This is a genomic window from Chryseobacterium daecheongense, assembly GCA_027920525.1.
GTDB classification, from domain to species: domain Bacteria; phylum Bacteroidota; class Bacteroidia; order Flavobacteriales; family Weeksellaceae; genus Chryseobacterium; species Chryseobacterium proteolyticum.
The window spans coordinates 3,365,602-3,377,899 of sequence record CP115858.1; the positions used below are offsets into that span (position 1 = coordinate 3,365,602).

The 12,298-nt window shown below is 33.3% G+C and carries 13 protein-coding genes; 2 read left to right on the forward strand and 11 right to left on the reverse strand.

Annotated elements, in window-relative coordinates; all coding sequences use genetic code 11:
• The first annotated feature begins 30 nt into the window (after positions 1-30).
• Complete coding sequence (locus tag PFY10_14970; protein ID WBV55529.1) at positions 31-261, forward strand: acyl carrier protein; 231 nt, start codon at positions 31-33, stop codon at positions 259-261.
• Here the strand turns inward: PFY10_14970 and PFY10_14975 are convergent.
• From PFY10_14975 to PFY10_14995, 5 genes are read right to left on the reverse strand one after another with little or no spacing between them, the layout of a single operon-like run.
• On the reverse strand, positions 258-896 hold the full coding sequence (locus tag PFY10_14975) for a GNAT family N-acetyltransferase (protein ID WBV55530.1): 639 nt from the start codon (positions 894-896) through the stop codon (positions 258-260). The two genes, PFY10_14970 and PFY10_14975, sit on opposite strands and share 4 nt — an antisense overlap.
• Complete coding sequence (locus PFY10_14980; GenBank protein ID WBV55531.1) at positions 893-2,338, reverse strand: AMP-binding protein; 1,446 nt, start codon at positions 2,336-2,338, stop codon at positions 893-895. The genes PFY10_14975 and PFY10_14980 overlap by 4 nt, the downstream gene beginning before the upstream one ends.
• A 34-nt stretch (positions 2,339-2,372) precedes the next feature.
• Complete coding sequence (locus tag PFY10_14985; GenBank protein WBV55532.1) at positions 2,373-3,545, reverse strand: glycosyltransferase; 1,173 nt, start codon at positions 3,543-3,545, stop codon at positions 2,373-2,375.
• Positions 3,546-3,603: 58 nt separating this feature from the next.
• Entirely contained in the window at positions 3,604-4,437 is an 834-nt protein-coding gene (locus tag PFY10_14990) for a glycosyltransferase (GenBank protein WBV55533.1), read from the reverse strand.
• Between the two features lie 4 nt (positions 4,438-4,441).
• On the reverse strand, positions 4,442-4,981 hold the full coding sequence (locus PFY10_14995; protein ID WBV55534.1) for an acyltransferase: 540 nt from the start codon (positions 4,979-4,981) through the stop codon (positions 4,442-4,444).
• A 148-nt stretch (positions 4,982-5,129) separates the two neighbouring features.
• On the opposite strand from PFY10_14995, the gene PFY10_15000 reads away from it, so the two are divergent.
• Positions 5,130-5,900 (forward strand): class I SAM-dependent methyltransferase, encoded by a 771-nt coding sequence (locus PFY10_15000; protein WBV55535.1) that lies wholly within the window; start codon positions 5,130-5,132, stop codon positions 5,898-5,900.
• A gap of 67 nt (positions 5,901-5,967) precedes the next feature.
• Here the strand turns inward: PFY10_15000 and PFY10_15005 are convergent, their stop codons facing one another.
• Genes PFY10_15005 through PFY10_15030 form a run of 6 tightly spaced genes read right to left on the reverse strand, consistent with a single transcriptional unit; the run spans position 5,968 to position 12,296 of the window.
• Entirely contained in the window at positions 5,968-6,906 is a 939-nt protein-coding gene (locus PFY10_15005; protein WBV55536.1) for a glycosyltransferase, read from the reverse strand.
• A gap of 47 nt (positions 6,907-6,953) precedes the next feature.
• Positions 6,954-7,895 (reverse strand): glycosyltransferase family 2 protein, encoded by a 942-nt coding sequence (locus tag PFY10_15010; GenBank protein WBV55537.1) that lies wholly within the window; start codon positions 7,893-7,895, stop codon positions 6,954-6,956.
• A 5-nt stretch (positions 7,896-7,900) separates the two neighbouring features.
• On the reverse strand, positions 7,901-8,839 hold the full coding sequence (locus tag PFY10_15015; GenBank protein ID WBV55538.1) for a glycosyltransferase family 2 protein: 939 nt from the start codon (positions 8,837-8,839) through the stop codon (positions 7,901-7,903).
• On the reverse strand, positions 8,836-10,632 hold the full coding sequence (gene asnB / locus PFY10_15020) for an asparagine synthase (glutamine-hydrolyzing) (protein WBV55539.1): 1,797 nt from the start codon (positions 10,630-10,632) through the stop codon (positions 8,836-8,838). The genes PFY10_15015 and asnB overlap by 4 nt, the downstream gene beginning before the upstream one ends.
• Before the next feature lie 56 nt (positions 10,633-10,688).
• Positions 10,689-11,615 carry a glycosyltransferase family 2 protein gene (locus tag PFY10_15025; protein WBV55540.1) on the reverse strand — a complete coding sequence of 309 codons (927 nt, stop codon included), beginning with the start codon at positions 11,613-11,615 and terminating at the stop codon, positions 10,689-10,691.
• 12 nt (positions 11,616-11,627) lie between these two features.
• Positions 11,628-12,296 (reverse strand): hypothetical protein, encoded by a 669-nt coding sequence (locus PFY10_15030; protein WBV55541.1) that lies wholly within the window; start codon positions 12,294-12,296, stop codon positions 11,628-11,630.
• Positions 12,297-12,298: the final 2 nt, after the last annotated feature.

The window sequence follows — 12,298 nt, forward strand, 5'->3', positions numbered from 1 at the left end:
ATAAATTTGTCCCTCCAAATATATAACACAATGAAGATCGAACATTTTTGCGAACTGCTTCAGCAAGAACTTAACGAAAAAACTACAATAACTGCGGATACTCATTTTAAGGAATTAGAAAGTTATGGATCTCTGTCAGCAGTTTTGGTTATGCAGTTGGTTGAAAATCAATTTGGCGTAAGCCTTAATCCAAGATCTTTCAGAAGTATTAATACTATAAAAGATTTAACGGAGGCCATAGGAAAAGAGAAGTTCGACTAGTCTTTTAAATTCTTTTTCAGAATAACCTTTTTGATACTGGGGTAAATTTTATTTTCCTGAGTGTCTATTTCCATTGTTTCATATTCGGAAAATCCAAATTTAGCATAGTATTGTATAAGGTGCGGGCTGCTTTCGAGTACATCTATGTAAAGTTCATCAGTAAGATTTTTCATCTCCGAAATGATGTGCTTTAATAAAAATTCCGCCACTCCTTTTCCTCTGAAGAGATCATCTACAAAAACATATTGGATCAGGTATTTGTTTTCAGAATAACTTTTGGTCTCAGGTAAGTTTTTTGCCTTATTTATGAATGAAGATAAATGATCACCTTTCAGATGAATGGGAAATAATTCACTTTTATTCTGATAGTAATTGACATTGGTAAGGATCAGTGCACAGCATCCTGCGGCTATCCCATCCACTTCTGCTATGGTATATGTATTCAGAGATAATTCAGTATCGAAGTTCTCATCATCTAAAAAAAATTGATTAAGATATTCTTTAGTCGTATCAATGTCGGTTCCGAAAATATTGCTGAAAGTATCAGACAGTGATATTGGGTGGGTCTCAATGGCTAATATTCCTTTTATGATCAAGGGAATGTCATCTTTTGTGGCTTTTCTGATGCTGATCATAACAAAGTCTTTTTTAATTCGTTTCGGTCTATTTTTCCGGATGTATTGACCGGAAACTTTTCGAGTTTAATGATTTTTGAAGGAATACAATATTCCGGAAGATTATCTTTCAGGTGAGAAAGAATTAAATCCTCATCGGCACTTGGCTCATTGATAAACAAGACGAGAATATCATTATTGTTTTTGTCCTTGTGAATAACAGCAACACTGATTGCATTTTCCAGTTTTTCATTTGAAAAATATTCGATCTCTGCTAACTCTACTCTGAAACCATTGATCTTAGCCTGAAAATCGATCCTGTTCAGATAGAAATAATCTCCTTCATTATCTTTTACGCACCAATCACCTGTCCTGTAGAAAGTTGTGTGATCTCTTTGAACAAATGCTTCTTTTGTTTTTTCTTCATTTTTCCAATAAGAATTTGCCAACAATTTTCCGGATAATAAAAGTTCTCCTTCATTCATTTCATTGTCAGAAAAGCTCATTGTAGAGTTGATAACCGATTTTCCGATACTTATGATGCCATTTTTTTCTTTTATGGGGTCTTCCACTTTATAATGAGTGCAGAAAATTGTATTTTCTGTTGGTCCATATACATTGTAGATACTGGCATTGGGTACGAAATCCTTCCACCCGGTAATCTGCTTTGTCAATAATGCCTCACCACAAAATAAATTTAGCCTTAAGCTTCTATTTTTTATTTCGGGATCAAGGTAAGGTATAATCAGATTTAAGATGCTTGGAACCATTAAGGCTATCGTAATTTTATCTGCTTCTAACAGGTCCAGGATCTGCAAAAACTTAGTTTCTTTTTTATGAAGACCAACAACCGTTGCTCCGTTTAACCAGGGAATCAGATAACTCATTACCGAAAGGTCAAATGTAAGCTCAAACATTTGCAGCACACGATCCTCAGAATTTAATTTTCCAAAAGTTGAATGGAAAGCATCAGAGAAATAGTATAAATTGGAGAACCGGATAGGAACACCTTTCGGCTTTCCTGTACTTCCGGAAGTGAAGAGGATGTAGGCATTATTATCTATGGAGGACCCTGAGGGTAATGTAGAAAGTACCCCTTCAGCCATCTTTTTTGTGTCAATCAGCTTAGTTTCATAGTTCTCTGTTATTTCAGCTGATGTAAGGATTGCTTCTATATCCGCTTGCTGAATAACATTCATATTCTTGCTGAAAGGAAATTCCGGATGTATGGGAACGTATGTTTTTCCTGCAAACCAAACTGCAAGAATTGAAGCATACATGTATACATCATCAGTGAGATAGATTCCTACGTTTTGAGAATTTATGGTTTGTAGCTGATATCTTATTTGATGGGTCAAATTTAAGACTTCCTCATAGGTGTATTCTTTATCCTCTACGCTTAAACAGACTTGTTTGCTGTTGAGGAGAAAAGATTGGTGTAAATTTTCAATAAAGGAATTCATCTTTTGCAACTTGTGTTATGATATACTTTAAGAGTTATTGGTTTTTAATTTTACTTTGATATAGATTCTCGATAATATTTTCCACACTTTTGAAAATCTTTTCATTATCAAAACGCTTTTCGATATCCTTCAGGTTGTCCTGTATATGTTGGACAAGCTCTTTGTTGGTTAAAAATTCCCTGATACCGTTGTACAAGCCTTCCTGGGAATAATCTGTCAGGTAACCGGATTCTTTATGAGTAATCATTTCAGGAATTCCCCCAACATTGGTTGCTAATATTGGTTTCTGGAGAATCAGGGTTTCTGCAATAATTAATGGCCATCCTTCGCTTTCCGACGGCATGATATAAAAATCTGCATTGGAAACGTATGGGTATGGATTCATTTGGGTACCTAATAGCTTGAAAGAATTTTTTACATTTAATTCCTCAATCCTTTTGGAAAGAAGTTCATAATCCTCTCCATCACCGATAACAACAATCCGATGATCAAACCCGTCATCAATTAGTTTTTTGTGAGCCTCCAGTAATGTTCTGTATCCTTTTCTATAGTGCAGTCTGCCCACTGATACAAAAGTAGGGAGCTCTTCAAATTCAGGAATGAATGCTTTTGCTTTTGTTTTTAGCTCTTTTATGGGAATAGCATTCAGAACAACTTCGCCCGGAGGCAACTTAAGGTCCGGAAATTTTTCAGTCAATATATCTTTACATTGCTGTGAACCATAAATGATATAATCAAACTGTTGCATGTTTTTAAAGATTTCCTCACGGTAAGGAGCAAAGCCTTCCAATGAAAGATCTGAATGAAGCCATGCAATCTTTTTAGATTCTTTATTTGTTGAGTTTAGAACGGCTTTATAAATGCCGTATGTAGTTGCAATCTCTACATCATATTGATCTTTTAAAATCCCATCCGTAAGCCTGGGATTTTTGTCGATCTTATTAAGTCTAAATTTTCTTCTAGCCAGTTGAATTTTTTGAATAATCGGATTTTTTGAGAAATCTTCTTTCCCTTCCGCGATGTATACTTTTCTAATGTTGTCAGGAAACTCATTCCGTAACTCTCCCTGATTAAGGCTTAAGCATATTGTGAGCTCAAATTTATCCTTGTTGAGGTTGTTGAGCATACTTAATACTACTTTTTCCACACCGCCAATCTCCATAGAGCGATGTCTGAAAAGAACTTTTATTTTTTTATTATGCTCCATTATTCTGAACTTTTGTATAAATAATTTTTTCTATGAAGTGTGTTTAGTTTCAAGTATATCAATTGTTCTGAAAAAATGTTAATATTTTAATCTTTAATCTGTGTGCCATTTTGTTTTGATAATCAAGTAAACTGAAAACCTCTTCAGCATTTTGATAAACTTGGGGAACAGCTCGCCCATTTATAGATATAATATTTCTTCTTTTAAATGTATTAAAAATAACTTTTGCAAATGAGTCTTTAGCCTTTCCTTTTGATGTTGCCTGAGATACCCCATTAGGATGAAGTCTGTATTTATATAGATCCTTGGCAATAAAGTATGCGTCACCAAAGTCTAATATTTTTAAATATAGGTCCTGATCAACGGCACTCTTTAATGTAGAATCAATACCTTCAGTTTTTAAATATATTTCTCGTCTGAATGCTACAAAATGAGCAATCTGGATTGGATAATTAAAAAAATAAGGATCATTATTTAGGATCTGTTTTGCAGATTTAAAAGGATAAAGAATATTTAAGTTCTGATCACATGATAAAAATCTGGAATAGGTAAGGACTACATTTTTTTTCTGTTTGAAAACTTCTATTGACTCTTCGATAGCTGTCGGAAAAATGGCATCATCGGGATCCACAAATCCACAGATCTCACCAGTGGCAAGCTCGGCGCATTTTCGTTTGGTATAGCCTACTCCCTTATTGGTCTCATTTTCAAAAAACAAAAACCTACTGTCATCGGATATCAGGGATTTTATCATTTCTTTCTCGGTATCAGCAGAACAATCATCCACTATAATAGCTTCCCAGTTCGTATAGGTTTGTTGTTGAAGACTTTCATAGCAATCTTTAAAGTAATTACCATTGTTATAATGTGCTATAAGAACTGAAAATTTCATTTTTTTATGATTTGAAAATTAATTCCTGCTTATTAAGGACTGTTGTATTAGCAGGAATATCTTTATATATGGTGCAGCCTGCTCCTATTATACAGTTATCGCCGATATTTACACCTTTTAATATAGTAACATTGCTTCCTAACCAACAGTTTTTCCCAATTTTTATAGGAGCTTTTGTAAACTCATTATGGAAAATTTTGAATTCCGGTATACTTTGATGTGCATGGTTATGGTCATATAATTTTACATTTTCACCAAACAAAGTATTTTCACCGATAGAGATGTGGTCTAAACAATTGATAGAGCAAAAATTATTCATAAAAACATTATCCCCAATTTCCAGGACTCCTTCATCCTTAACTAAAATATGAATGTAATTTCTGAAATTAATATTTTTTCCAAAAATTGCTTTTCCAATGTTTTTATAGATGATAAAGTGATTAGAAATCCCCAGTTTTATACTTCCTAAAATTACTTTGGGATGTTTGTGAAGGATAGTAATTTGTTTTTTTCTTTGAAGAGTTTCAAAAAATCGGGAAAGCATTCTTTTATCTTTGTTTATTTTTTTTTAAAATTATTGGCAGATCTTTTGCAAGTACCTTACACTAATTTTTATCATTTGAGTACTAAAATTGATTTTAGTTTAAACAAATGTAACTAAAAAAAAATATATTTTTGTGTAAAGTAACACGATGGGAGAATTAAAAAGAGTTTTTACAACATTTGTAGCCTATCTTAAAAGGCCGGATCTCTATCCTGAACTGGGTAGGAAAATTTTAAAAAATACAGTTAACCGAAATAATGCGTTTAAAGGAAAGGAAAAAGCAAATTTTTGGGCAAGATCAAAAGCAATTTCCCAGAGAGATGCTATAACAAAGCTTTTTGGCGTAAATACATTTTCATTTGAATCCAGTTATCGTGAAATTTTAGATTATGCTGTGCAACGAGAGAAGGAGTGTCCAATAAAAATGGGAGGACCTGGAGCCTTAGAACTTATTTATTATGCATGTGAATTTTCGCAGGCGAAAAATGTAGTAGAAACAGGAGTAGCCTATGGATGGTCCTCATTGGCATCATTGCTTTCTCTGGAAAAAAGAAATGGAACCTTGTACAGTTCCGATATGCCTTACCTGGGACAAAATGGAGATCAATATGTTGGATATGTAGTTCCTGAAAATCTTAAAAGAAACTGGAAACTATTCCGTTTTGCAGATAAAGAATCTTTGCCGAAAATTTTTGTTGAGAATAAAATTTTTGATGTTATCCATTACGATTCAGACAAGAGTTATAACGGGATGTCATGGGCTTATAATGAACTCTATTCCCATTTAAGGAGTGGAGGAGTGTTTATTAGTGATGATATCGGTGATAATTCAGCCTATCAGGATTTCTGTGAAAAAAATCATATTGAAACGACCATTATTGAAATGGATAATAAGTTTGTAGGAATTTTTATCAAGTAAATTATATCAGAACAATAGTATAGATTATTTTCTTATAGTAATGAAATTTTGATATATTAAAAAGATACTAAAGTAAATACTTTCTAAAGTTAATATTATACAATCCAGATTTAATGCTTCGAAAATCTGTGAACAAATATTTTGTGATCATCCCCCATTTTCTGGGAAGAGAAGCTTCTGCAATCTGGTAACTTCGGAGAGTCCTTTCAATATGTTTCTTTATATCATTTGAAATCAAATTTTCATGCTGTGCCCAATTATTGACTTCTCTCCAGAGCATAATTCTGGTGGATGAAGGTTTTATTTTACCAACGTCTACCTGTGTAATTCTGTTATTTTCATGAACTCCTCTTACTGCAACTGCAGTATTCAATAGCCCAGAATAAAGGCGGAGATAGAACGATAGTCTGAAGATGAATTCAGTATCCTGGTGAAGTCTTAATTGAGTTTTGAAGAATTGTCCTACTTTAGATAAAGCACTTTTCCTTATTGTTAATCCATCCAGACTAAAAAGGCCAAAACTTCCTTTCATATTAAGAAGGCCGGGAAATACATCTTGAGGATTATGTTTTTTATAAACAGTGGTCAGGCGGTCTTCAAAAATTTTATAGTATTGTTCCTTAGCTTTTTCCGAATAATAGTGTACTCCAATTGCCCCATATACCCCCTCAACATCAGGATTTTGAAAAAGCTCTTTTTCTGCATCAAAACGATTGGGTAAGTAATAATCGTCTGCATCTAAAAAAGCGATAAAATCACCTGTGGCATTTTGGATCCCCAGGTTTCTAGATGCTCCGGCACCATGATTTTGTTTATCAGGGTGCTGATATAATTTTACTCTGTCATGCTCTTCCACCAGTCTTTGACAAACGACCAATGCATTATCCGGAGATTTATCTTCCACAAGAATTACTTCAAATACTTCTTCAAACTGAAGAGCTGATTGCACAGCTTGAGAGATGTAATTCTCTGCATTGTAAACAGGTATAATGACAGATATTTTCATTATGATCAATTAATTTAAACAGGCAAACGATATAATATTATACAAGATTACGAAATTAATGAATATCTGAAGTTAATATTATATAATCCAGACTTTATACTTTCATAATCTGTCACTAAATATTTGATTATCATACCCCATTTTTTTAGTTTAGGGGCATTAGCAATTTCAAAACTGCGCTGCATTCTCTTGATATGAATTTTAATATCATCAGATATGGTTGCTTCATCTTTTGCCCACTTATAAGTTTCATTCCAGAGGATAGTTCTTGAAATCGCAGGCTTGGTTTTATTGGAATCTACTTTAGTAATTCTGTTACTTTCGTGTACTCCTCTCATTGCTATTGCCTGTTCAATAATTCCAGGATATAGTTCAAGATAATAAGACAAACGAAATAAGAATTCCGTGTCTTCGTGAAGCTTCATCGGTTTAAATAATGGATTTAGTTTTCTTATCATCGAAGCTTTTCTGATAGTCAGCCCATCCAAACTGAAGAGTCCAAAACTTCCAAGTTTATGAATTAATCCGGGAAAAACATCTTTTGGGCTATGTTTTTTATATACGGTGGTAAGTGAGTCTTTAAAAAGCTTATAATACTGTTCTTTTGCTTTTTCCGAATAATAATGAACACCGATTGCACCATAAACTCCTTCTACTTCAGGATTTATAAAAAGCTTTTTTTCCGCTTCAAAACGATTGGGGAGATAATAATCATCAGCATCTAAAAAGGCGATAAAGTCTCCAGTAGATTTTTCTATCCCAAGATTTCTACTGGGGCCGGCTCCATGGTTTTTTTTATCCGGATGTTGGTATAATTTAACTTTATCATGCTTTGAGATTAATTCCTTACAAACTTCTAAAGAAGAATCCGGTGATGCATCTTCTACTAAAATCACCTCGAATACTTCATCATGCACTATTGCTGACTCCACTGCCTGAGAAACATACTTTTCAGCGTTATATACAGGAATAATTACTGAGATTTTCATTTCATCTATTTTTGATAGTTAAATCGATATTGTGTTTTTAATATATTGGGGTTTTTAATTGCTTCAATAAAGATATTATAATATTTTATGAGTCCGGTTTTTTGTGATAAATCAAAGGATTTATACTTTAAATAAATTTTTTCTTTGGATCCAGAGGAAATATTTTGTTGCTCAGCCCAATCATATAATGATTTCCAGAAAAGAAGTTGCCTTTGATTGTATTGAGGAGAATATTTAATAATTTTAGTGATTCTGTTGTCATCATGTATGCCTCGAATGGCGACAGGTTTATCTATAATCCCGGACTTTAAGTAACAATGATAAGTCAGTTTAATTATAAAATCCGAATCTTGGTGAACCCTGAGGATTTCGTTGAAGCCGAGGTTATGTGTGTTGATAGAATGTCTTCTTATAGTGAGTGCATTTAAGTGAAAAAAAGTACCGAAGGTTTTAGGTGTTAACCCCAGAAGTCCTTTAAAAACCTCCATGCCTTCTGCGGGATAATTTACTGTGGTAAGAAAGGTATCATTAAACTTAGACTGAAATTCCTGTCTCCCTTTTTCGGTCAGGTATTCTATGCCAATAGCACCAAAGATTCCTTCTATTTTAGGATCTTTAAATATTTCTTTTTCTGCATCGAAACGATTGGGTAAGTAATAATCGTCTGCATCTAAAAATGAGATAAAGTCTCCTGTGGATTTTTGCATCCCGAGATTTCTCGAGGCTGCAGCACCATGATTTTCTTTATCAGGATGTTGAAGAAGTATGATTTTGTTGTTTTCACTAGCTAATCTTTTACAGATTTGCAGTGAATTGTCAATTGATTTGTCTTCGACTAAAATAACTTCTTTTACTTCTTCAAATTGTAATGCTGACTGAACTGATTTTTCTAAAAACTCAGCTGCATTATATACAGGAATAATTACTGAGATTTCAAGCATCATAATACAGATTTATTGTTATAAGCCCATAAAGCAAGCTGTAATAAATTCCAATGTTTATGATCGTTATTCAGAAATTTTTGAGCATTACCAAAATCAATATAGTCAAAGATTTTCTGATTAGGATCTTTGAGCAGGTCGTCAGAAAGGTTAATGAGTGACTCTTCTTCAAACCATGCCTTAATGCTCATTCCAAATCCTTGCTTATGCCGTTTTCTTATAGTCTCAGTCCAATACGACCCCATAGCTTCACGGAGTATGATTTTATCGTCATTACCGTTCAATTTCAATTGTTCCGGAAGTTGGATGCAAAATTCAGCAAAATCCATATCGAGAAAAGGGGTTCTAACTTCCAGCGAATTAGCCATTGCCATCCTATCGGATTTCATCATCATATTGCCAGGTACATAATTTTCAAGATCTACCCTCATAATATCATTCAGAGAATCAGGGTCAGGAATAAAACTATAAGACTGATGATAATCTGTTGAGATTCCCAAAAGCTTTTGTTCATTTTTATTAAATGCATTTCTCACAGAATTCTGATGAAAATCCAAAACAGAAGAATATTGCAGATTCTTTTGGGTAACAAAAGAAGTCTTTCTAAAATTCTGATAAAGCTTTAATCCAAATTTTGCGATGATGTTTTTATAGCTAAAATGATTTCTTAATTGATCTTCAACTTTATAAAAATGGTATCCCCCGAATAATTCATCGCCAACATCTCCTGATAGAACCACGGTGAGATTCTTTCTTGCGTTCTTACAGATTTCATAATGTGGGAGATAAGAAATATCAGCAAAGGGCTCATCCAGAAAGGGTGAAACTTTTAAAAGTGAAGCTGCTATATCCTGTTTTTTTTCATGAACTTCAATGTGGTTGGTGTTGTACTTTTCAGCAATCTCTTTTGCATATTTCAGCTCGCTATCTTTATGATCATAGCCAAAACTAATAGTAGTTTGTTTAGGTAAAAATTCATTAACTAATGCAACAATAGAGGAAGAGTCGAGTCCTCCACTTAGAAAGCTTCCCACTTCCACATCTGCTATGAGCTGTTTTTTAACCGCATTTTTTAAAAGGTATAAAAATTCTTCTTTAGCATCAGATAAGCTTATAACTCTGTCTTTCGCAGGTAAATTATAATAGCGTGAAACTTCAATTTTTCCATCCTTCCAGATGAGTTGATGGGCTGGAGGAAGTGCAAAGATATTAGCATATATACTTTGATATGTGTTTACATATCCATTCTGGAGATAGTGTCCTAATGCATCAGGATTTACCTTAGGTTGTATAAGTCCGGAAGCAAGTATTGCTTTGATTTCTGAGGCAAAAATAAATTCATTGTTATTTCCAATAGCATAAAAGAAAGGTTTTTCTCCAAAACGATCACGGGCACAAAACAACTGTTGCTTTTGTTCATCCCAAATAGCAAATGCAAACATCCCGGGAAGATCATGAATGAGGTTTTCCTGCTTCCTTTGATACATGGCTAAAATCACCTCCGTATCAGAACTTCCATGATATGGATATTCGGCATACCTTTTTTTGATGTCAAGATAACCGTAAATTTCACCATTCAGAACGATGCACTCGTTTTTTGTGTTGGAGTACATGGGTTGAATTCCATTTTCAGATAAATCGATGATTGATAATCTGCGATGTCCCAAAGCAATATGATCATAAAATTCATAATGGGAAGAATCCGGGCCACGATGTGCAATTGCATCAGTCATTTTTTGGATTTCTTCTGTATAATTTCTGGCATTACTGCTGATAATTCCTGCTATTCCACACATTTGTTTTGTTTTTTCATCACCATTTTGTTAAAAAAATTCCATCTCTTGGGACTAATTTACGAAAGATTGAGAAAAGAAGGACCTTCCTGTTTTACCTTATTTCGAATATCAATAAGTGTTTTTTCCTCTTGGGATATTTTTTTATATCGGTGAGATAATTTTTTATATTCGGTTCTGTTCCCTAGTAAAAGGTTTTTGAAAATACTCTGTTTCAGTGATTTTTTCTCCAGTTGTAGAGCGTTAGGTAAGTTTGGATTTATAATATTTGTTTCAATACGCAGATCTTTATACTTATTGTAATCAATCTTATTCAGTAACTGTACTCCATCATGCACTGCCTTACTAGAGGGCACGAGGATAATCTTTTTTTTATGAAAATGAACCCGATTTACATATTCATTATCTTCGCCATAGTGGAAAAAATAAGGATTAAATCCGCCAACTGTTTCTATCGTTTGCTTCGGTAGAAGCCAATGTGCTGCGTTAATAAAATTGATTTCGTAGAAAGGTTTTATTGTTTGAAAATAAAGATCAGAGATTAATCTCGTCTTATCACAGTTCTGAGCTATATATTTATCTAAAAAAATATCCAGGTATTTTTCTGATCCGTCTACTTGCATTGGGCTTATAATTCCAATGTCGTTTTGATCGGGGTGGGTATTGTAGACTTGCAGGAGGTTCTTTATACTATCCGGATATAACCATGCATCCTGATTCATTAAATAAAAGAAATCTGCACCATCCTTATATGCTTTCTCAATTCCGATGTTATTAGCTTTTCCAAATCCTAAGTTTTCTGGGGACTGAATAAACTGTATTTCAGGAAATTTTTCTTTTATATATTCCTGTGTGCCATCAGTAGATCCATTATCAATAACAATGCACTGTACAGGTACAGAAGATTCTCTTAGACTTGTAAAGCATCTTTCTGCCCATTTCATGGCATTGTAGGTAACAATAATAAAATAAATCTTAGGTATCACTATTTTTTATTTTTAAATATACTTTTGAGCTAAATTGTTTAAATAGACATCAGGTTTTACTCCTGAAAAAAAAGCATCCGTATTTTGGTCAAAAGTTACTTTATAAAAATCTCCTTCTTCGACCTCATCATAGTAAGCTTCCTGTTGTATCTGATCCTGAATAGCATTGACAATCTCTCTTAAGTTATAATAATAAGGAAATGCAAAATTGATTGTTTCGTTTTTTACAGATCTGCATGTAGTATCAAGAAAGCCTGAAATATCATCAATATCTAATAACAATCTTCTGGCATTACGGTGAACTGTAAATCTACTGTTATCTTTAATTTTTGTTTTGAGAAAGTTGAAAAGAGTATTGGGATTACCTCCTTTTCCTACAATGTTTCCAATTCTTAAGATAAGATAATTATTAGATTTATTCTTAATGTAATTTTCCATTTCAAGCTTATGTAATACATAATTGCTTTTCTGCTTTGATTGATCATGTACACTTAGAGTGGAAAAATATACCAATTTCTTTTCTTTATTATTTACAAGGGCGTTGCTTAAAAGATCAAATTCTCTTTTAAATTCGGTTTCTTTAGTTTCAAGGGAATTTGAAACACCAGAAGCAAAATAAAGAACATCTTCAGTATCAATATTTTTTAATGAATTAGCAATAAGCCCGTTTCCTATAATCATAT